General features: G+C 30.9%; 31 protein-coding genes. 17 read left to right on the forward strand and 14 right to left on the reverse strand.

Annotation, left to right across the window (positions count from 1 at the left end; translation table 11 throughout):
• Position 1 precedes the first annotated feature (1 nt).
• The 15 genes from M0P91_RS04555 (at position 2) to M0P91_RS04625 (ending at position 11,446) form a co-directional block, all read left to right on the forward strand.
• Positions 2-391, forward strand: a complete 390-nt coding sequence (locus M0P91_RS04555) for a prepilin-type N-terminal cleavage/methylation domain-containing protein (protein WP_295065069.1) — start codon at positions 2-4, stop codon at positions 389-391.
• A complete protein-coding gene (locus M0P91_RS04560) occupies positions 388-798 on the forward strand; it encodes a type IV pilin protein (RefSeq protein ID WP_295065071.1) in 411 nt (136 codons plus the stop codon). Before M0P91_RS04555 ends, M0P91_RS04560 begins: the two co-directional genes overlap by 4 nt.
• The gene (locus M0P91_RS04565) at positions 795-1,253 is read left to right on the forward strand and encodes a type II secretion system protein (RefSeq protein ID WP_295065073.1); all 459 of its coding nucleotides are present in this window, start codon (positions 795-797) and stop codon (positions 1,251-1,253) included. Before M0P91_RS04560 ends, M0P91_RS04565 begins: the two co-directional genes overlap by 4 nt.
• Positions 1,238-1,702 carry a type II secretion system protein gene (locus tag M0P91_RS04570; RefSeq protein WP_295065075.1) on the forward strand — a complete coding sequence of 155 codons (465 nt, stop codon included), beginning with the start codon at positions 1,238-1,240 and terminating at the stop codon, positions 1,700-1,702. Before M0P91_RS04565 ends, M0P91_RS04570 begins: the two co-directional genes overlap by 16 nt.
• A 40-nt stretch (positions 1,703-1,742) precedes the next feature.
• Complete coding sequence (locus M0P91_RS04575; RefSeq protein WP_295065077.1) at positions 1,743-2,192, forward strand: type II secretion system protein; 450 nt, start codon at positions 1,743-1,745, stop codon at positions 2,190-2,192.
• Positions 2,193-2,204: 12 nt separating this feature from the next.
• Positions 2,205-2,633 carry a hypothetical protein gene (locus M0P91_RS04580; RefSeq protein WP_295065079.1) on the forward strand — a complete coding sequence of 143 codons (429 nt, stop codon included), beginning with the start codon at positions 2,205-2,207 and terminating at the stop codon, positions 2,631-2,633.
• Positions 2,630-3,103, forward strand: a complete 474-nt coding sequence (locus M0P91_RS04585) for a hypothetical protein (RefSeq protein WP_295065081.1) — start codon at positions 2,630-2,632, stop codon at positions 3,101-3,103. Before M0P91_RS04580 ends, M0P91_RS04585 begins: the two co-directional genes overlap by 4 nt.
• 13 nt (positions 3,104-3,116) lie before the next feature.
• Entirely contained in the window at positions 3,117-3,530 is a 414-nt protein-coding gene (locus tag M0P91_RS04590; RefSeq protein WP_295065082.1) for a hypothetical protein, read from the forward strand.
• A gap of 235 nt (positions 3,531-3,765) precedes the next feature.
• Positions 3,766-7,500, forward strand: coding sequence for a conjugal transfer protein TraG N-terminal domain-containing protein (locus tag M0P91_RS04595; RefSeq protein WP_295065084.1), 3,735 nt, complete (start codon positions 3,766-3,768; stop codon positions 7,498-7,500).
• A 124-nt stretch (positions 7,501-7,624) separates the two neighbouring features.
• Positions 7,625-7,882, forward strand: a complete 258-nt coding sequence (locus M0P91_RS04600) for a hypothetical protein (RefSeq protein ID WP_295065086.1) — start codon at positions 7,625-7,627, stop codon at positions 7,880-7,882.
• Positions 7,883-7,884: 2 nt separating this feature from the next.
• A complete protein-coding gene (locus M0P91_RS04605; protein ID WP_295065088.1) occupies positions 7,885-8,124 on the forward strand; it encodes a hypothetical protein in 240 nt (79 codons plus the stop codon).
• Between the two features lie 2 nt (positions 8,125-8,126).
• Positions 8,127-8,510 (forward strand): hypothetical protein, encoded by a 384-nt coding sequence (locus tag M0P91_RS04610; protein ID WP_295065090.1) that lies wholly within the window; start codon positions 8,127-8,129, stop codon positions 8,508-8,510.
• A 246-nt stretch (positions 8,511-8,756) separates the two neighbouring features.
• The gene (locus M0P91_RS04615; protein WP_295065092.1) at positions 8,757-9,290 is read left to right on the forward strand and encodes a hypothetical protein; all 534 of its coding nucleotides are present in this window, start codon (positions 8,757-8,759) and stop codon (positions 9,288-9,290) included.
• Positions 9,268-10,932 carry a hypothetical protein gene (locus M0P91_RS04620; protein ID WP_295065094.1) on the forward strand — a complete coding sequence of 555 codons (1,665 nt, stop codon included), beginning with the start codon at positions 9,268-9,270 and terminating at the stop codon, positions 10,930-10,932. The genes M0P91_RS04615 and M0P91_RS04620 overlap by 23 nt, the downstream gene beginning before the upstream one ends.
• Positions 10,933-10,942: 10 nt before the next feature.
• Positions 10,943-11,446, forward strand: coding sequence for a PH domain-containing protein (locus M0P91_RS04625; RefSeq protein WP_295065096.1), 504 nt, complete (start codon positions 10,943-10,945; stop codon positions 11,444-11,446).
• A gap of 109 nt (positions 11,447-11,555) precedes the next feature.
• Here M0P91_RS04625 and M0P91_RS04630 read toward each other — a convergent pair whose 3' ends face one another.
• The 7 genes from M0P91_RS04630 to M0P91_RS04660 all read right to left on the reverse strand — a co-directional run bounded on the left by M0P91_RS04630 (position 11,556) and on the right by M0P91_RS04660 (position 15,305).
• Entirely contained in the window at positions 11,556-12,068 is a 513-nt protein-coding gene (locus M0P91_RS04630) for a hypothetical protein (RefSeq protein WP_295065098.1), read from the reverse strand.
• A 12-nt stretch (positions 12,069-12,080) separates the two neighbouring features.
• On the reverse strand, positions 12,081-12,548 hold the full coding sequence (locus M0P91_RS04635) for a hypothetical protein (protein ID WP_295065100.1): 468 nt from the start codon (positions 12,546-12,548) through the stop codon (positions 12,081-12,083).
• Between the two features lie 93 nt (positions 12,549-12,641).
• Positions 12,642-13,043 (reverse strand): hypothetical protein, encoded by a 402-nt coding sequence (locus M0P91_RS04640; RefSeq protein ID WP_295065102.1) that lies wholly within the window; start codon positions 13,041-13,043, stop codon positions 12,642-12,644.
• 327 nt (positions 13,044-13,370) lie between these two features.
• Complete coding sequence (locus M0P91_RS04645; RefSeq protein ID WP_295065104.1) at positions 13,371-13,868, reverse strand: hypothetical protein; 498 nt, start codon at positions 13,866-13,868, stop codon at positions 13,371-13,373.
• Between the two features lie 117 nt (positions 13,869-13,985).
• On the reverse strand, positions 13,986-14,249 hold the full coding sequence (locus M0P91_RS04650; protein ID WP_295065106.1) for a hypothetical protein: 264 nt from the start codon (positions 14,247-14,249) through the stop codon (positions 13,986-13,988).
• 428 nt (positions 14,250-14,677) lie between these two features.
• Positions 14,678-14,881: a hypothetical protein gene (locus M0P91_RS04655; RefSeq protein WP_295065108.1), complete on the reverse strand. Its 204-nt coding sequence runs from the start codon at positions 14,879-14,881 to the stop codon at positions 14,678-14,680.
• Positions 14,865-15,305 carry a hypothetical protein gene (locus M0P91_RS04660; RefSeq protein ID WP_295065110.1) on the reverse strand — a complete coding sequence of 147 codons (441 nt, stop codon included), beginning with the start codon at positions 15,303-15,305 and terminating at the stop codon, positions 14,865-14,867. Before M0P91_RS04660 ends, M0P91_RS04655 begins: the two co-directional genes overlap by 17 nt.
• A 120-nt stretch (positions 15,306-15,425) precedes the next feature.
• On the opposite strand from M0P91_RS04660, the gene M0P91_RS04665 reads away from it, so the two are divergent.
• Positions 15,426-15,905, forward strand: coding sequence for a hypothetical protein (locus M0P91_RS04665; protein ID WP_295065112.1), 480 nt, complete (start codon positions 15,426-15,428; stop codon positions 15,903-15,905).
• A gap of 179 nt (positions 15,906-16,084) precedes the next feature.
• Here the strand turns inward: M0P91_RS04665 and M0P91_RS04670 are convergent, their stop codons facing one another.
• From M0P91_RS04670 to M0P91_RS04695, 6 genes are all read right to left on the reverse strand, one after another.
• Complete coding sequence (locus M0P91_RS04670; RefSeq protein ID WP_295065114.1) at positions 16,085-16,933, reverse strand: ArdC-like ssDNA-binding domain-containing protein; 849 nt, start codon at positions 16,931-16,933, stop codon at positions 16,085-16,087.
• Between the two features lie 428 nt (positions 16,934-17,361).
• Complete coding sequence (locus M0P91_RS04675; protein WP_295065116.1) at positions 17,362-17,730, reverse strand: hypothetical protein; 369 nt, start codon at positions 17,728-17,730, stop codon at positions 17,362-17,364.
• 9 nt (positions 17,731-17,739) lie between these two features.
• Positions 17,740-18,048, reverse strand: a complete 309-nt coding sequence (locus M0P91_RS04680) for a hypothetical protein (protein WP_295065118.1) — start codon at positions 18,046-18,048, stop codon at positions 17,740-17,742.
• An 85-nt stretch (positions 18,049-18,133) separates the two neighbouring features.
• Positions 18,134-18,586, reverse strand: coding sequence for a hypothetical protein (locus M0P91_RS04685; protein ID WP_295065120.1), 453 nt, complete (start codon positions 18,584-18,586; stop codon positions 18,134-18,136).
• Positions 18,583-19,314 (reverse strand): hypothetical protein, encoded by a 732-nt coding sequence (locus tag M0P91_RS04690; RefSeq protein WP_295065122.1) that lies wholly within the window; start codon positions 19,312-19,314, stop codon positions 18,583-18,585. The genes M0P91_RS04685 and M0P91_RS04690 overlap by 4 nt, the downstream gene beginning before the upstream one ends.
• Positions 19,315-19,377: 63 nt before the next feature.
• Positions 19,378-19,812: a hypothetical protein gene (locus tag M0P91_RS04695; RefSeq protein ID WP_295065124.1), complete on the reverse strand. Its 435-nt coding sequence runs from the start codon at positions 19,810-19,812 to the stop codon at positions 19,378-19,380.
• A gap of 115 nt (positions 19,813-19,927) precedes the next feature.
• Here M0P91_RS04695 and M0P91_RS04700 point away from each other — a divergent pair, with 115 nt between their 5' ends.
• Positions 19,928-20,251 (forward strand): hypothetical protein, encoded by a 324-nt coding sequence (locus tag M0P91_RS04700; protein WP_295065126.1) that lies wholly within the window; start codon positions 19,928-19,930, stop codon positions 20,249-20,251.
• Positions 20,252-20,306: 55 nt separating this feature from the next.
• Here the strand turns inward: M0P91_RS04700 and M0P91_RS04705 are convergent, their stop codons facing one another.
• On the reverse strand, positions 20,307-20,708 hold the full coding sequence (locus M0P91_RS04705) for a hypothetical protein (protein ID WP_295065128.1): 402 nt from the start codon (positions 20,706-20,708) through the stop codon (positions 20,307-20,309).
• Positions 20,709-20,710: the final 2 nt, after the last annotated feature.

Genomic DNA, 20,710 nt, shown 5'->3' on the forward strand with positions numbered 1-20,710 from the left:
CATGAAAAAGGGATTTACTCTCGTTGAAATGCTTATAGTCATGGTTTTATTAGCTGCTCTTCTCGCTTTTAGCATTGATTCTATGAAAAAAACTCCAAATGTTACTTATAAAAATTCCATGAAAAGTGACATTATAAATGCTTCTTTAAATGAACAAAATATCTATGATAATTTTTATGAATATGAATCTGTTGATTTATTTTCTGTTTCTGGAACTGGCTCTCTTGGAGGAAAATATTCTTTATCTCCTTTTAATTCAATGGAAATTGAAACTATCAATTGCTCATCAGGTACAGGATTTTTTATCACGGTTGTTAATGAGAAAATTAAAAACTTTTCTATGACTTTAAATTCGTGCAATCAATCAAAAATTCAAGAGGTGACATTATGAGAAAAGCTTTTACTATGGTGGAACTTTTAACAGTTATGGCGATTGTGGCAATTTTAACAGGTTTTGGTATGGCGTATTTTGCAGAAGCAACGCTCCAGGCTCATATCAATAATATGAGAGTTGATGCAAAAAAGAATATTGAATTTCAAGAAACGTTTTATGCTCTAAATAAATATTATGACGAAATTCCAACAACTTCATATTCAAACTCAAATCTTGGAGGTTTGAGAGGAAATGATGGAAATAAATTTTCTGTATCAGAAGATAATATTTTGTTTGTTGAGGCTTTCGTTTGTGACACTGGAATTCCTGGTTATCGAATTCTTATATCTTCTGATACCGTAACTCATACTGCTATCGAATTTAATAAATGTGAAGACGGAGCTATTCATGAGGTCGTAATATGAAAAAAGCTTTTACGTTAATGGAGCTTTTGATTGTTCTTGTCGTGATTGGTATTGCATACGGTGTCAAAGCGTACAACACAGATAAAAGAATGAGCGATGTCTCTTTAAAATTTTTATTATTGTACGACATGACGATGGCGATAAAAGCTGAAAATGATTTTAATGATGCTCATAACTCTTTTTTCACTTCTTCTACTGACCCGATTTGTGGAGCAGGGCTTTGTTATCCAGATTCTAATGGTTATATGTATGCGAAGGGATACACAGGTTATGCCTCTTATTCTGAGAAAGTGTCTCTTTCTCATGAAAGCACTTATGCTCAATTTTCAACTGTTTCTTGTTCGGATGGTTCGGATGGAGTAAGAATTAGAATGTCTAATATTTATTCTATTGAATACAATTCGTGTCTTTTTGATAAGCCATATTGGACAAATTCTTCTTGGGTGAAACTATGAAAAAAGCTTTTACTCTAATTGAATTAATCATGGTAATGTTTGTTTTAGCTATTTTGACAGGATACGCTGTTTCGAATTTAAAAGAAGTTTCTACAGGTTTAGATGAAGTAGCTATCAAAAAAAGCATGAACACTCTTATTTCTTTTGAAGAAGAGTGTGGGGTTGATAATTTTAATTATGTAAATGATGGGAAGTTTAGATTTTGCAATAATCAACTCGGAGGAGTGAGTGGAATTACTTCTGACGAATTTCCTAAAAATGGTACATTGATTTATAGTTCTAATATCATTTATGGAAAAACATATACTATAAAAAATCTACACAAAACTTTTTATAAAGTGGACTTTTATGGTGTGACTTGTGATGATGGCGAAAAAGGTTATGAAATAAAAGTAAAAAATAAATCGGGCGAAATTATTCAACTATTCAATTCTTGCGTAAATGAATAATTCTTCCTATAACAGTTAAAAAATATGGAGGAAAAGAATTATGAAAAAAGCTTTTACAATGGTTGAACTTTTATTTGTTATGGCAATAATTGCTTCGCTTACAGCGATAGCTGTTCCAAAAATTCAACAGTCAAATCAAAAAAATTTAAAACTGGATACAGAAAGTACAGTTAGAAATGCTTATATCGAAGGCTCTAAGTTAAAAAATCATTTAGATTATGAGACTATAGAAAACGGATGGACGACTGGAGGTTCATACGTTTATTCAAATACAGAAGGAGGTCGTTCTTATGAGATTTTTTTAAATGGAGAATCTTATAAAATTCCTCTTCCTTCTCCAGATACTCAAATAAATTTAAAAACAAATTATGATGGTTCTTATCTCTGTTTATCAATTTATATGAGAAATTCATCAACTCCTCCAAATTTTTATTCTTATGGATTGAATGAGTGTAGAAATTTTAAATCTCCACAGTATTTGACTTGGTAAAAGGAGGATGATATGAATTTATTTGATATTTTTAAAGCTATTTTTACAGGTATTTTAATTTTTTTCTTAATTTGGGGTTTTCAAGAATTGTACTCTTTTACTCATTCAGAAGAACCATCTTTTGAATCTTCTACTGAAATTTCTTCTGAGCCTAGTGCTGGAAATGAGGAATATTATTCAGAGGACGAAGTGGTAGTCGATGAAAATATAGAGGAGGGGGAAGAAACAATTCGTCCAATATATTTTGGAAATAATGAAGAAGGAAAACCTATTTATAAATCTTTTGATATGAGTGGAAACGAAATAAAAAAAGAAGAACAAAATTTGTCCGTTGAAAGCGAAATCAAGGAGTTAAAAGCTCAAATACTTGAACTCAAACAAAACAAAGAAATTATAGAGATAAGAAATGCTTATGGTGAAATTGTGGGAGGCTCAAGATGAAAAAAAGAGGTTTCATACAAATGGAGTTACTAAGTACAATGATTATAGTTTCGACTATGCTTCTTGGCTCCACTGGTTATTACATAATTCAAAAAAAAGCTTATGACGAAGTTGTTTTTAAAGCTGAATCTCAAGATTTCGTAAATGGGCTTCAATATTATCTCGATAAAGACTCAGTAGCCTTTAGAACGGCATTGAATAACGGTTATTCAACTTGTAATACTTTTACAACAAGTCCGACTGAAGGTAATTGTCCTATGAAGATGGGAGCGATTTACGATTGGTTAAAAAAATCAAGAAATGTAAGTCTCGCTCGACTTGCTGCCGTGACTTGTCGTGATTCAAAAACTGGTTTTGAGGTGAAATTAACAAACTCAACTTTGGCTACGTCAAAAGAGAGTTTTTATTATAGTCCTTGTAGATATTCAGAACCTGGGTTGTTTGGCTCAAGTCAATCAAGCTTATTGTAAAGGAGGAATAAAAATGAATTTAATTTTAATAATTATTGCATCTTTGATTTCTACAATGATAATAAATTCTGCGAATAAATTAAACTTTTATGCAAACAGAATTGTTCTCGAAAGTGAAAAACCTTATCTTTTTGAAAAAGAGGAAAGATTAATAAAATTTGGACAAATGGTTAAAAGAAGTGAAACAGGAACAAATTTTTTAAGCAAGTGGAATACAAACGGTTTTGTAAAACCTAATAATTCCAATTTTTACGCTTTTAAAATCGATTCTACAGCTACTAAGCCTTATATAATTCCTTTGAAGGCGGAAGAAGAAATCAGTATGAATGCTTATTTGTGCGGAAATGGAAACATTTCGTGGGGAATTGCCGTAAAAAATAATAAAATGGATTTAAACAATTATTACGAATATCAATCTCCTTGTTGATTTAACCCCTTCGAGGGGCTAGTTGGACTTTTTCGCTTCAAAAAGTCCATCATTCCAAAAACTCTCTAAACTCACCTATATAACTTCATAACTAAATTTTTACAACGGTTTTTTTATGACTTCTAAATCCTAAATTTCTCGAACAAATCCCCTTAATATCCCCTCAAATTTTTACAAACACTAACAATTTTTTTTACAAGGAAACAAAAATATAACAAAAAAGGAGACCAAAAAAATGATAAAAAGATTTTTATTTTTATTACTTATGTTGTCTATACCTGTTTTTGCTGGCTCTGATTATTTTATTACTGTATCTTCATCAGAAGAAGTAGACTGGTACTGGACTGTTTTTAACGCTATCCCTATGATTTTAGGCTCTGACTCATATATGACTTTATTACGATTAGTTTTTCTCATGGGAGGATTTCTCGTTTTAGCTCAAATGGTTTTGAATGCTGGAAAAGATGCTCAGGGAGGGCTAATCAATTTTACAAAATTTCACATCTTAGGAATGGCGGTTCTGACTCTTGCCTTTTCTGACCACAGTACAGTTATTATTAAGGCGGAATATCCAACAACTTATTATAACTCTTATTACAATGCTCCATCTGGAATAGCAATTGATAATATTCCTACGCCTTTGGCTTTTGCTTTCAAATTTTTCAATTCAATGGGAAGAGAAACTGTAGGTTTATTTGAACAAGCTTTTTCATCTGTTTCTCCTGTTCCTGGACAGGAACTTGGAGGAGCTTATTCGGCTCAAAAATATGGTTATGGTTCATCTTTAAGAAATAATCTAAAATTATTGAATATGGATATGGACGGTGCTCTTGGTATGGCACTTGATGAATTTTTTTCTGATTGCGTTTATATTCCTTATTCTTCAAAAGGGATGGATGGACAAGTACATCTTGAAGAAATAAGCAACTCAGACAATATTATTTATCTGATGGGGCAATGGATAAATGGAGGAGAAACAATCGGAGGAGTTGCTGCTGGTGATTATACTGGATACAGAGGTGGAGAACTTATGACTTGTAAAGATTTTTATAATCAACTAACTACTATAGATATTGCTCAATTTTTAGCAAAAGACCATTCTTTAGCTACAAATCCATTAGACCCTTTAGGGAAAATGACAGAACAAGATATGGGTATGTTGTTAAAAAGTAGAGCCGTTCCTGCATCTGATTTTCAACAAATTGCTCTTCAGGCTGGTGTAATGAACTCTATAGCTAGAAATGATTCTCTTCCTACTGGAGTAGTTTATGCTGCTGGAAAACAAAGAGCAGATTTTAATCTAAACAATATCAGTCAAGGATATTATTTAAGTGAAATGCTTCCAGTTATGCAGATGATGCTAAGAGGGCTTTTGTATGCAATTTTTCCATTTATTTTGGTAGTAACACTTCTTCCTGGAGGACTTAAAGTTATTGGTCAATATGGTCAAACGATGCTTTGGGTTGAATCCTGGGGAGTTTTAGCTGCTATCTTAAATCACGTTATTTGTAAATATACAGAAGTGACTGTAGGAGGTGGTTTAACTTTAAATAATTCGGCTGAAATAATGGGAACAACCGCTTCAATGGCTGGACTTGCTGGTTATCTATATGCTTCTCTTCCTGCTCTTTCATGGTTATTATTAAAAGGCTCTGGAACAATGCTTGGTAATATCTCTGGTGGTTTATCTGCTAGTTTTGCAAAAAATGCAAGCACTGCTTCAATAGCAGCTGACAGAAAAGCTCAAGCTTCTCAAGAACAAGTATCAAAAGACTTAGGAAGAGAAGTTTCGATGGCTGAGGCTATGCACTATCAATCAATAGCTTCTGGTATCAAAGAAGGGGCAAACGTAGCTGTTGATAAAACCGCAGGAAATAATAAAGTTGGAGAAAGAGCTAAATATGAAGCCTCTATGCCTTATGCTAATTATGATGAGAAATTGAAAGTTTTAAACGCAAGCAAACCTAGTGAGCTTATTGAATTTGAAAAAACTATGACAGGAAATAATATGGCAAAAGATAAGGCTTTAGTAGAAAATACTACAAGACAAAATTTTACAGATACTGGAATAAATGAAGCTACTGATAAGAAAAACAATAGCTATAACGTTAATAAATATGGGCAAGATGTTATTCAAGATGTTAAAAATTTTGATACAGACAAAAAGAATCTTACAAATCTTGAAGAAAAAAGAGTTCTTCAAGAAAGCCCTCTTGGAGTCGAAGGCGGTATTGTTGCTAAGGCTGGAATTGACAAAACAAGAGAAGTGACTGCTATTAAAGAAAAAATGAAACAAACTGGAGGTTCTACTGACGATATAGGTAAAACCGAAGGAGAAAAGGATAGTTTAGATTTCTCTAAAACTTCTGGTTTTGTTGGTGGAACTACAGTTAAGCAACAAAACGACACTGGAAAACATAATGCTGCTGGAGATAATTCAAAAGCGGAAATTATTAAAAAATGGGGTCAATCAAAAGTTGAAGATTCAAACTTTCATTCTGAAAATAAAGAGAAAGTAGAAAACTTAACAGCTGATAATTTTTACAACAAACAACCTGGTGGTCAAGACAAATATCTTGAGCAACTTAAAAAGTTTGATGTAACAGGTACAAATTCTAAATTTAAGGGAATCGATGCGAACGGAGACAATACGGTTTCAGATAAAGAAATCAAAAAATACGGTAATGTTGAGACTAAACAGAATCAAGCTGATTTTATAACTGAACAACATGAACAAAAAGAGAAAGAAGCTGCTGCTGCGAGAATGAAACACGCTAATGACCCTCGTTTGAGAAGTGGAGCCAATTCTGGTGGTGAATTTGGAAATAATTCAGGTTCAAAACTTGCTGGATATGGAAACGCTATGGTGAATGCAGGAACAACACTTGACCCTTACCAAAAAGATATTGACTTGACCACAAAACGAAATCTTGATAATGAAGGTGTAAATGTTTCAAAATTAGCAGAAAACAAAACTGTTGATGTAGTAGAAAAAACTGCACATACTGAAAATCGAGGAGAAACTGAAGCTACTGCGTTTTTAGATGAAAAAGATAGAAATTATAAAGAAGCATATCAAAAAAATTTAGATGAAGCTCATGAAAAAGGATTGAGTGGAACCGCTGCTATTAATTATGCTTCAAAAGAGACAGCAAAAGATATTAAAATGCACGACTCTGATAATGGAAAACGTCTTTACTCTTCAGAAGTTGCTCTTCAAAAAGAAGCAATAAATGAGAAAAAAGCGGCAATTACTGGAGGAGATAAAAAGGTTGAAGAGTATGCTAATAAAGCTCAAGCTTTGAATGCTTACAAAAAACAAGCAAACAAATTCCCTGCTGGCTCTCCTCAACGTAAAATGCTCGAAACACAAGCAAGTAAGCTTGAAAACGACATGAACGATATAAAAGCTCATGCTGGTGATAAAGGAGCCTTTACACAAAAAGTAAATGCTCTTCATAAGTTGAACAAGCAAGAGAGAGACGTTGAAACGAATGTAGCTAAGAAAATGGAAAGTGAAGGTCACTTGACAAGAACAAAAGACGGTGGTTTACACTTTAGTGATGCAAAAGAAGAATTTGAAAACAGTCCTCACTTGGCAAGAAAAACAGCTGCCCTCAAAGGTGCTGGAGATGCAAACAAACTTGAAACTACTGGTGACGATGGAAAAGATATTGTTAAAACAACAAACAGCAAAGGTGAGTTGGTTACAAATCATAGAGCATCCAAAAAAGGAAATGTTGAAGAAGGTGACTTCAGAAGTGATATTACTTATCATGCAAAAGATAAGCTTGATATTTCCGATGAGGCTTTACAATATTCAACAACTGGCTTAAATGTTGTAAAAGAGGTGACACAATTTGTTCCTGCTGCAAAAGTTCTAAAACTTGGTGGCAAGGTTGATGATGTTGTTGACCCTAAAGAGGTTGCGTCTGCTGCAATGAGAACTAAAATAACAAGAGGTTATTAAAAAAAGGGGTATAAAAAATCCCCTTAATCTTATAAAAATATAGAATATATTCTATATTATCTCCAAAATACTTGATATTATATAGAAAATATGCTATAATAAATAAAAAAGTAAGGAGTTTCAAATGGCTCAAGTAAATATGACTCAAAAAGAACTTAACGATATGTTGGAAAAAGCTGTAAGAAATGGTGTTCAACAAGGTATGAATAGAGGTACTTCTCAATTAAAAAACAAAATTCATCATGAAGCAAGAGGAGCTGCTGGATTCATTATCTTAGTATCTGCTGGTATCATGACTGGCTTATTTGGTTTAGACCATAACGTAATGCCTTTATTATTTGTAGGCGGTGCTTTAGTCCTCGCTGGATTCTGGGTACTTTAATCATGGAAGATAAAATACAAAAAACAAAACTTATTCAAGATACAGAAATTTCTGAGATTTTAGACTGTCATTACACTGGAATAGCAAAGAAAAAAAAGTCAAATAGTTTTGAATACGAGATTATAAGACTTGGCTCAATATGTCACAAATACAATATATCAATTGATAAATTAGAATTACTTTTAAAAGATAATAATCTTGAAAAGGTTTTAAAAATAATAAACATTATAGAGGAGAAATAAAAATGTTAGTCCAGGCTCGAATAAATGATAAAACTTTAGATTTTAAAATAGAAAACACAACCCTCACTGAAGAACAAAAAAAAATCCTCGTACCTCTTTTGCAAAATTGCTGGGATGGTATGGAGAATCCAGACGATATAGAAATTGTTTTTGAGAGAAAAATATCAAAAGATTTTTTCTTCTCCGTGTCTTTTGAAGATACTTTCTTTGCTTCAGCCACTGCAAAATTTTTAAGAGATTTAGAATTAAGAAGAGAAGAACGGTATAAACTCGAAAAACAAAAACTCTTTTCTGAAAGAGAAAAAGAGCTAGAAAAATATTCTCAAGAAGACTTAGACTTTTTAGCAAATATCACTTTTTTAGTAGATAAAGCTCTTTCTGCATAAATTCTTCGTAATTTGGACTTTTTCGCTTCAAAAAGTCCATCATTCCATAAATTCCCAAAACTCAGCTATATAACTTAAATGTAGAAGTTTTTTAATGAAAGCTTCTCGCCTTCCTTTTTTTAATCGTGCATACATGACAGTTTTAATAATAATTCCATTTTTTCTTAAATCGTTTTTTGATTGTACATAAACGCTTTTAAATCCTTCCAGGATTCCTAAATCCAAAAAGGAAGGAGGATTTAACCTATGAAAAAAATTATTATTATGTCGCTTTTAGCTTCTATCGCTGCATTTTCTGCAACTCCAAAAGAAACCGCCATCGCTGAAAAATCATTATTACTTGGTATGCACATTCAAGAGAACAAAGAACAAATTGTAGACCTTGGAAGATTCGCTGCTTTTAAAGAACTTCAAAAACAAATAGAAAACGTTGATTGCAATATAAAAGCTTCAGAAAATTCAGATAGTGAATATTTAAGAGGCTTATGTTCTTTTATCAATAAAAAACAAAATAACGAAAATCACAAAGAAACTTTAGAGGCTATGAATACTCTAGCTTATGCTGCTCTTTCTTCTAAAAAACCAAAATATTATTGTTCTTTTGCGCTTGCTCTTTATACAACAAACGAATGGAATAAGGCTGATTATATCTTAAGAAAAGTTTCGGCTTATGGAAATGATGAAGTTTGTGATATAGCTCGAAATATTCCTAAAAACGCTATCAAAAAAAGCTTGAATACAAGCAAGGACGCTTCGAATGAGTGCGCTATCCAAAAATAAATTCATTTCCCTTATCCTCGCCTTTTCACTCGCTTCTAACGCTTTCGCTGGAACAATCAACGAGGTTTGTTCTGTCTCTGGAGAAATTGATTATTTCCCAATCGGAGACGAAAGAGGTACTTCTGTTTTAACAAAAAAAGAAATCAATAGAGATTGTAATTTAACTATTGAAACTCAAGGGGCTTGTAAAAAATGGGAAACTAAAAATACAACTTTTGAGTTAAGACCATCAGATTACGATACTTACAGAAGTGAGAATCATGAAAGTGCTCTTGGTTCCATCATGGCTATTATGGGGGCTTATAATCAATTAGAGCACCTATGGAGTGGGTGGCATGGTTATTGTGAAACAGGAACTAAAACAGACTTTTCCTGGGCTTCTGACCCTATGTTTTGGGCTTCTTTAGCTATGTCCACTATGATGAGTGGGATGGAGAAAGGACAATTTTTGGCTGATACAGAAATGGCAAGTTCATATAATGCTTTCTCAGCTTCTGCTGGTTCAGGATTTAACTCTATGGCTGCTGGAACTGGAATGAAAGTAGGAGCTAACTTCGGAAAATGTCTTGTAGCTTCAGGTGTGGATATGGCTGCTAATATGTACAATTATTTTGGTGGAGACTCTGGAGACGGAGACTGTGACCCTATAGATGAATTTTGTGGAGGTTCTGGTTCTTTAAATAACTCTCAAGAGAGTGATATTATGACCTTAGACCAACAACAGTATGACGATTTAATAGCTCAACATCCAGAGGCTGCTGACCAAATAGTAATATTAGATGAAGAAAATGGAATCCTTTCTGTAAGATTTAAACAACCTTCGGAAACAGAAGGTTCTGAAGCTATGAATCAAGAAGAGATGAAAAAACTTCAACAAAAAATTAAAGATACACAATTTTTAATTTCAACGGCTGTAGTGACTATGAAAATGGCTGCGTGTGTTGGAACTGGTGGTAAAACTGGCACTACTTCCAATCAAGATACACAAAGTGGAGACCCTAGCAGATTTTCAACGAAAGATGGTATTTCTATGGCTCTTAACGCTATTCCAGCGCAATATTTAGGACCTTATGGAGCTTTGATAAAAGCAGCGTTAGCTATAGTCCTAGAGTTTGCAACTTCATTCAAAAGTGTTGATACTTGTAATGATGAAGAGGATGCTTCAGCAGCAGGAACGAGACATAAAAAGACTCAAGAAAGTCTTCCTTATAATCTTTGTAAATTGACTTCGACTTCATGCGCTGAAAAAGATTTTTTCGGTAGCGGATGCGGATTAGATGCTTATGATTATTGCTGTTATGACCAATTATTAACTCGAATATTGGTTGAACAATTAAAAGCGCAATTAGGGAGAGATTGGAAGCATTGTACAGGAGTTTCTTTAAGAGATTTGAATTATGTATCATTTAGACAATGTACAGACCATGACAAAACTTTCGGGGTAGATGGAGCTAAAGCGACTCAAAATTATAATGTGGATGGAGAATTAACAAATCCTTATAATCCTACAGAATCTTTTCAATATCAAAGAAAATGTATTGATTTGACAGAGTTCAAAGATTATCTAAGCACAACATTTAATCAAGATGTTGATTTCTCAGATTTTGATAATATCTTCTCAGATATAAAAAATCAAAAGTAAGGAGTAAGAGATGAGTTATATTATGAAATCAATTACTCCAGGGGAAAAATTAAAATATAATTTTGATTTGAGTGTTTTTAATTATACCGCCTTTTTTTGGTGGTATTCTCTCGTTTTTGTTATTGTCTTTTTTGTATTTAAAATATTTCATTGGGATATATTATCTCTTAATTTTTTTATAACAATGGTTGCTTTTTACTCGGTATCTTTTCCAAAAATGGTTTCACTGAATTCTATCGAAATGGGTGTGACAAATAGACGTTTTATATATAAAAGCGGAATAGGGGATATTAAAACTCATGAGATAAGATTGGAAGCAATCGAATCTATTCAAGTGGAACAAGATATTTATGGAAGAATGTTTAATTATGGAAATTTGTATATTACTGGAAGGGGTTCTCAGAAAATATTTTTAGAAAAAATAGATTCTCCTCTCGAAGTAAAAGCAGCTATCGAAATAACTTCAGAGGAAAGAGAAAGTAATCTTAAAAAAGGAGGAGAAAATGACTTATGATAAAAAATATAATCAAATGAAAAAAATTGTATGGACTTCTTTTTTTGCTGTTCAAACTTTAGTGATAATTGCATATATTGCAATCCACCTTCCAAAATAAAAAACCCTCTTAAAGGGCTTTTTTCGTATCGGTGACAGTTTCATCGATATTATATAAAAAGAGTCCTTCAATCGGCTCTTTCAAGTAAATAACTTTCATTTCAATTCTTCCATTAACAATAATAGTTTCTTCACCATTTCCTCCAAAAATATCAGGATTAAAATCTTCACGATTTTTCATTATTGGCACTAATCGTCCATATTGAACCAATCCTTGATAACTGTTTATTGGATAACCTACAAGATTATTCATTTTCTCATTAACAATAGCAAAATAAGAATATCCGTTTTGTTTTCCATAGGTTGAAACAGCATATAAAGTTTCTGCCATATATTGATTGTATTGTTTTTCGTATGCTGATTTTTTTAACCAAGCATCATAAATAAATGTAAAAATATTATCATCTTTTTCAAAATCAATTTCAATAACATTTGTTAATTTATCAGATTTAAAATCTATTGTATCAGCAAAAGAAGACGAGGCAAGAGTAAGAATCATTAAGATTGAGTATATAGTTTTCATGGTAAATATCCTTTATTTGTTAATTAGATTTTTGATTTCTTCATCACTGTATGAAGGGTGTTTGTTTCCTACAAAAAGACGATTTGAATAGGCAATAGAACCATCTTTAAGAGTAATTTTTTCAACTTGAACAAAAGTTTGGTCAGCGTAAAACCCCATAATAAAAGGGTCAAGTGCTCCTATGACTATTCCTATTCCAAGTCCTGCGCCCATTGATTGAACTCCAGCTTTTGTAAAACCTTTTGCAAGGCTTTCAGCTCCAGAGCTTAAACCATTTAAAAAACCTTCCGTTCCTTTTTCAGCTATATTCTTTTGAATTTCTACAACTGATTTAGAATAATTTTCAAGTGAACCGAAATACATAATTTCCATAGAAGTAACATTTTCATCTGAGAAAGATTTTGATTTCGACTTGATAATCTCATAATCAGCATGAGCCGACATAAACAATAAAGAGAGAGTAAGTAATAACTTTTTCATGTATATCCTTTTTATTTTATTATAGCATATTTTCTATAAAATATCAACTATATTGATTAAAATATAGCGTATTTGCTATATTTCTTATTTAGATTAAAAATCCAAACCTAGTTCTTGGGCTAATTTTCGAGCGGTCTCTTCAAAACCAAACCAAGCTAAAAGATTTTGATTTGATTGTTCAAGACATAAAAAGTCCGACTTATCGAATTTGTCTCCAAAAATACCAGTTATGGAATCACAACCAATAGAATCAATTGTTTCAGATACAAGCTCATTAATCTCTTCGTCGTGTTCCTTAAAGAACTTTTGAGTTTCAGTGTAATACACCAAAGAAGAAACCATTCCTGAGATGCAACCATTTCTAAAAAGGTCTTCAAAAAAGTCCTCCTCTCTATCTTCATAACAAGTTTCAATCTCTTCAATAATACAATCTTTAACAGCTTCTTCGAGCTTTGTATTTGTTTTAATATTTTTAACGTCTTCGATTGTTTTCATTTGGTTTTCCTTGAATAAAAAGTTTTTCTTGTCGAGTGGTGAGCTTTATCTTTTGCCTTTCCCTTTTTTGAAGGAAAGAACAAAACTCAACTCTCAATCAAGTTTTTCCCGTTTTCGTGTTTCGCTTATCTTGACAGTAGATTTTCAAAAAACCTGGACTAAAAATAAAACCACTTTTATTGATGGTTCATGTTTCTTTGACAATAAAATCAATGGATAGATAAGTGAATAACACTAAAAAAGAATAAGGAAAAGTTTGATGTTGAGTGTCTTGTGATTTCTGAAAGAGAAAAAAGGCGGTTTCTGGAGTCTTAAAAAGACTCTCTTTTAAAAGGGCATTTCGAAAAAAGTATTTACTCTTATGAATAATTCCCCTTTTCTTGCTATGATGAAATTTGAGTTGTCTTCAGAAAAGATAACTTTTGCATCGTACTCGGACATATTTTCAGGTTTTTTCAAATAGGAAGCGACAATCGCTGTTCCCTCGCTATCCCCTAGAAACTTGTTAAATTGTATAAAGTCTCTTAAATCTAATTGATTTAAAGATTCGGCATTGTCGAGAATGAATAAGGTTCCTTCTCCATCATAAACATCTGTAATATATTCAAAAAGTTTTGGGTCAGAAAAAACCGTGATACCTTCTTTGTATTCGAAAATCGGACTTTCGATTTTATTATCATATTTGTATTCACTGTTCTTATCAAAAATAACGACTGATTTATATCCATGTTCGATTGTTAGAATATTTTCTTCAATGAACGCTTTGCTCATCAGGTGAGCATTTAAAATTAGTGTAAATCCTTCTAAGTCTTGTTTTTTAATCATTTGTCTTCTCCTGTTTTAATTTTTTTGATAAGTTTGATTGTTTTGTTTATAAACATATATAAACCAAACAAAAACGAAACTCCCATGAATCCGACTACTAAATATCCTAAAATCATCTTATTCTCCTTGCTTGCAATACATCACTGCAAGTCTTAAATTTTTATCATTAGCTGGAAGAGTCATATCTAACTCTTCACCTGAATAAATTTCAATTTCTTCAACTTCATTCTCAGCAAAAAATATTATTTGCTTTGAATAAGCCCAAAAATCAACTAAATACGCATCTCGTCCTTTTTCTTTGATTCTCTGAATATCTATCACTTCGTTTTCAAGCATGATTTGTGTGAATTCAAAAAATTCTATAACCTCTTTAGTTTTCATTGTTTTTACCTTCCTTATTTTTTAGTAATTTGTTTTAGGAGTGGAATTCTCATAATCTTCAATCATTTTTGATATAGATAGAAGAAATTCCAAATCTTCTTTTGCAGCTTTTTTGCAAGATTCAATTTTCTCTTCATCAAACTGTATTGTTTCAATAGCTTCTTTGATGGTTTTTTCTTTTGTCTCTTTTTTTATTCTCGAAAAAGGTACTGAAAAATAATTATGATGTTCATATTGGTGGAAATAAATATTCTTATCATCATTGTCTTTATAGTTTAAAACTGTTACGCTTACTACATTTATATTTTTTGGTCTTTTTATCTTTTTGTTAAATGTTTAATCTTAAGTGTTCTTTTCTCATCTATGATTCTTCTTGTTCTGTATACTTTCATTGTTTTTACCTTCCTTATTTTTTTGTATATTTTGTTTTAAGAACAATTTTTCGAATAATTCAAGATTGAAGAAAAACTTTTAGTTTTTTCTAAATCAAAATTTATATAATCAAAAAGCTTGGCGTGAGGATATAATTTTCTATCTATTATAAAAAATAAAAATCGCTCTTCTTTTTCGATATGAACAAAAAGAGTATTCTTCTTTAAATCCCAAACTTTGCCTTCAATTTTTTTGTTCATTGTAATATTCCAATTGATTCTTAAATATTTCATGATTATTTAGTTTGACTGAAATTTTTTCAAGCTTACTAATATCTACTCCGCTATCTATTGCCATGAAATAACCATCTTCAATAGGTAATATTTCTTCTGAAAAAAGAACGAATTCTTTTCCAAATTCAAAATATAAATAATTCAAGTCGGTTGAATTGAGTCCATTGTTTAATAAGAATTTCTTTTCTTTTTGAAATACTTTAATTTTATTCATAGTTCTGATTTGTTCTTTTTGAACTTCAGCTATAAATAAATCTCTATCATCTTTGTATTTTTCAGATATTTCTCTCATATCATCCAAGAAACTTCTTGCATCGTTAAAGTTTCTTTCTTTTTTATTGTATTTAATCCCTCTCCAACACTCTATGTATTTTTCAATATCTCGTTTCATTGTTTTTCCTTTTTTTGATATTTCAGTTATAGAGAGCTAGAAGTGAAATATTTTGTTTGTAGCTTGCTATAACCATATATCTCAAAAAAATCCTATGAAAATAGGTAAAGGAAAAAAACAATGAAAAAAGAAAATAAAATTAAGGAAGTTGTGCATTTTTGGATTGAACCAATCTCTGTTTTGATGTTATTTACGGTGCCTTGGGTTATTTTTCATTTTCTCTTTTGTATCACTTACTTTGGAGAAATAAGTGGAAATGATTATTCAACAACATTAAGTAATCTTGGTCTTGACATTATTATTATGGTTTCTCTTTTATTATTTATTAAATTTTTAATAAATAATGAGATTGAATTTATTAAATTGAATTTTGTAAAAAAATATATAAAATCAAAGAAAACGTTTGAAGAAACTTTTTTAGAGAACAAAGATAAAATGATTCAATTATTTAAAAATAAAGAAAATTTTCTTAGTTGTGTAGAATCAGTTAAAAAAATAATGGAAGAAGAAAGAATCATGAAGGCTAAAATTGCTGAATATGAAGCAATTGAAGCTAAAAAATTAGAAGATAAATTTTTAGGGAAAGAAGAAGAGAGATGAGTAAAGATAGCCAAAAATTGGCTTTCTTCATTTTTACCTCTGGGCTTTTTTGGCTATACAATGACCATCCAATCATAGCCTTTGATTTTTTTGTAATCGCATATTTTACGCTCTTTTCTTAATCCCCCTGGGGCTGTGTGGTCGGGCTATATCATAAAAATAATACCTTCAAGCAGTTTTTAGGCTGCTTGCTCCTCTTCATTTTGGAGAGAGAGAAGATAATCATAAGCTTTTTGAGCCTGTGAGAAAATTTTAAATAAATCCTTCGAGGATGCTCCCTTTAACCAACTTTTCAAATATGCTGCGCTTTGTTCGAAGTGTTGGCTGTCTTTGTTTTCGATTTCCATATAAACAGAAAGAAATACTTTTGTAGTCTCTGCCACTAATTCTTCAACTTGGTAAGAAGGACTTCCAAATTTCCCTGTCATATCTCTATTTAGAGCGTTTCCTGTGCTGTGAGCGAGTTCATGAAGCAAAGTTGAGTAATAACCCTCTGTCGATGTAAAACTGTCTTTTGGTGGCATTCCGATAACGTGACGGCTTGGAAGATAATAAGCGAATGTATCTTGAATAATATCAACTCCGCAATTCTCCACAAATTCATCTACCGACGGAATTAAAGCTGTTTCAGTAAATGCTTCGATTGGTAAATCCGTTTGACTGAGATTAAAAATATTATATGTTTTTAACAGTGGAATTGTTTTTGTTTTTAATTCTCCTGTTTCATCGTCTCTCTCTGTGATTTGAATCGGTTTAAAGAAAAATACTGGAGTAGATTTTTCGCCTTTAACGACTCTTCCGCCTCGTTCTGTGATTTGTTTAAATGATAACCAATTATTAGTTTCATAATTTCTATCTTGAGCAATAGCCCATAGAATCCATGTGTTTAAACCGCTGTATGGTCTTTTTGTTATGTGATTCATAGGAAAGGTATTTTTCCAAGGTTTTATCCATGTAGCCGTTGTAGTATCGATTTTCTCGATAAGGTTGTTGAGTGTTTCAGTAAGAAGTTCTTGAGGTGTTGCCATTTTATGTCCTTTAATTTGAAAGATTGCTTTTTTTAGATTCTGAGGGGAAATCTCTTTTCCTTTTTTTTTGAAAAAGTTAAGAGAAAACCAGGCTCTTCGTCTAAAAGCTTGCTTCCTTTGAGTTCTTTCGGGTTTTATGAGTTGAAGCCAAGAAAAAATAATTTAGAAAAATCTTGATGAGAACACTTGTTCGAAGAACAAGCTAACGCAGTGAAGTGTTTATTAATAAATGTGAAGTCAATATTTTTGTCATTTATCCTTTTTCTTAACGTGTAAATGAAATAAAGCTGGAAAAGAACGGGGAAAGCTGATTTGATGATTAGAGGATTTTTTCTGGAGGAGACTTTGATAAAAGAAAGGTTTGGTTTTAAGGGGTGGTGGTCGGGGAAAGGTTGGACTCTAAAAGAGTCCGATTAAAAGAATATTTTTTAAAATCCTCTAAAAAGATTTAAAAGTTTTTGAAATTTGCTATTTCTATAAATTTCGATTTGATAAAGACTGATTTCAGTTTTTAGAAATAAATCAAAATCTATTAATAACGATAAATGATTTTGATTAAACAGGACATCATTCAAAAGAAGGTTGTAATCTTTTTTCTTTCTTTTTTTAAGTGATTCTTTTAGATTGCTATCTTCTGGTGTCATTTTTTTAATAATACTCTCATATCTTTGAAAAGGAATATCTCTTTTTGGAGATAATTTCTTCAGATAGAGAATCTTCTTATTTATCTTTTTTATAAGTGATTCTATGAGAGATATTTGAGTATATTTATCAATTTCTAGCTTTTTGTATGCCATTGGTTTTTCTTAATTATGTAATTGAAATTTTTGTTGAACATTTTTTGTGATTTTCTCAACCACCTCTTGCGTGTAAACGTCTTCCATAATCTTCTTTTGTTCTTGGTATTCATTCCAACGATTGTCTATATATTCTTTGTTTAAATAAGGATTACCAAGAAGGGAAGTCACCAGTGCAATTTTAAATCTTTTTTCTTCTGTTACTTCTTCTATCTCTATATGCATAAAGTCTAATACCATTTTTTCTTTTTCAGATATAAAATCACCTTTCTTGTCTATAATTAAAAACTCTGGTTCTTCTTTTTTAATATTTTTCATTTTGTTTCCTTTACCTTGATTTCAAGGATTTTTTTTGAGATATAAGGTTATAAGAACAAAAAAAGGGAACGAGAAGAAAGGACTCTTAAAAAGAGTCCGAAAAGTTTAAGAGTTGTTTATCTATCTCTTCAGATAGATAAAAATTAAAATCTATTTCGTCGGAATCAATATTTTTATCTTTATCTTTTAAAACCATTTCAAAAATAATATTGTCTAAACTGTAGATAGTAAAAGCTTCTGTTAGGCACGCTCTAGTTCTAATAAAATAATTCAATAAAAAATATTTGTCTTTACATTCTTTTTCTGTTAAATTTTCAATAAATGAAATAAAAGTAATATCGTTAATATTTTTTTTATGTAATCTTTCTTCAATTGATTGATGAAATTCATTTTTTGTAATTATTTGACTTTCACTAATGAAGCTATCATCTAAGAATTTTTGATATTCTTTTTTCTCTGTAAAAATAATAAAATCAATCTTATGTGATTTTCGACAATTATTTAGTTTATTTATTTTGATTTGTCTCTTAAATATCATATAATCTCCTTCTCTTCAATTTCATCTTTAATCTGTTTATAATTTAAAAAATTAGCAATGAACTGATTTTCTCTTTCTTTAAAGCTTTTAAGAGCGTATTCTTTCTCTCTTTCTGATAGTTCATCAAATTTATCAACTTCTAATCTAATAATATAATCATTGAATAATTTTTTCTTCTCTTTCTCAAATTCATCTTTTGATAAACTTTCTTCAACTAAAAGTGCATAAAGAAAATTTAGTTTTCTTTGAGTAATAAAATCTTTACCTTCTTTGAAATAAACGTCCGATTGTGCATCTATAAGTTTTAATAATTTTAGTTTTAATAAAGATGAAATCTCTCTTAAAAGCTTTTTAATTGAAATAAGATTTACATTTTTTCCATTGATTATAATTTCTTGATTCGTTTTAAATTCATCTAAAGATATATCTGCCATATATGTAATTTTTATTTCACATTTAACAAATTTATATTCTTCATAGACATTTAAAATATCAAAATGTTTTTTTTGTATTTCAATGGATTCTTTTGTTGAAAATTGTTTCCACCAAAATTCGGCAACATCTTTTTTATAAACTTCTTTCATGAAAACAAATTTTTCTAATTTTGTTTTCATTTCTTCGAGTTCTCTTTTTACATTTGAAAGAAAAAATAAACTCTCTGAGGTTTTTATTTCTTTAGCATTTTTTATGTGAATATATGATGTTTCTTCTCGTTGTATGAGAACCATCCAAAGCAATGAATGGACGGGCTACTGGCAAGGGAACCATAGAGTTTCTGAGAGATTAGGGGCTTAGGCTGATATAACCCATTGAAAGCCATTATAGGAATCTTCTCCTATTTTTTGAATAGTTTTATTATCTGCTTGTTTTTTTAGCGTTCCACTTAAAGAGCGTTGGATATTGCTAACCAATTCTTTATTTTCGTAATCTAATTTCTTCTTTTTCATAAGTTCTATTGTGATTTCATGGGTAGTTAATGGTGCTTTTGCTTTTCGTAGAGTATCTAAAATCATTGTGAAGCTCTCTCCATGCTTGAAATAATGTTTATTTCCTGTATATCGTTTAGGTTTTATCTTTTTTAGGTCAAACTCTGGGTCAAAAACACTTATAGATATATCTATCCCGTTAATAACTTCTTCTAACTGTTGGACTTTTGTCTTATGGAACTTCAATTCCCCTAATAATTCTTCTTTTTTGGTGATAAGTTGGCTTACGACATGTTGCATTTGTAGGATTCTCCTTATTGATTTATTCAAGGAAAATTATAGTAGGATATGGGCTTTTTATCCCTGTTTTAGGGGCTTACTTTTTGGTGAGTTTGCTACATAATATCGCTAAATAGTGGCTAAAGTAGAAAAAACCAAAACAGAAAAATATAAATCACATATAAAGAAATTTCAAAAAGAGAATGGTTTTGAGATGTCTATGTTGGTTTATAAAATTCTTGAAAAAGAAATAGAACATAAATTCTTTGAAGAAATTGTGAAGGGAATTTTTGACGAAGAAGATATGATTCATCAAATGATAAAAGATTACACTCAAATTCATTGGGACTGGGAAGAATTATTTGTTAATAAAAATATTTATGAGGGATTTGATAAAGAGTGCATTTGCGATATTGTAAATGCTCTTCAAAAAAATCCAAAAAATGTTAAACCCTATTGATTTTGAAGAAGTTCGGAACTTTCTTAAAAGTCCGACTTTTTTGGAGGCTTAGTTTTTAAACGCTATAGGAAATAAAGAAGTCAGCATCTGCATCTTTAATTTTTAAGAAATTTTCCATAAAACATTCTTTCCCTTCCTCGTCTTTCTCAATTATAGTAATTAAGTTTTCAATCTCTTTTTTCTTAACAGGATAAACTTTTTTTGTTTCTCCTTTTTTCTCTCCATAAAAACTAACCATGTTCATAAATTTTGCAAGGCTCTCTTCTTCCAGTTTTTGTTTAAATTCCCAATCAATGTAATGATTTCGATTTGATGTATCAAGAATTATTGTAGTTTTTCGTCTTTTATTGATTTTATTTTCTATAATCCAATCATAAAAAAGCCAATAACCACCTGCTTGAACTGTCAGTTCAATATCTTCACCTTCTTTTTTGTAAAAACTTATGAACATTCCCATTC

This window comes from Sulfuricurvum sp., assembly GCF_023229695.1.
GTDB lineage: Bacteria > Campylobacterota > Campylobacteria > Campylobacterales > Sulfurimonadaceae > Sulfuricurvum.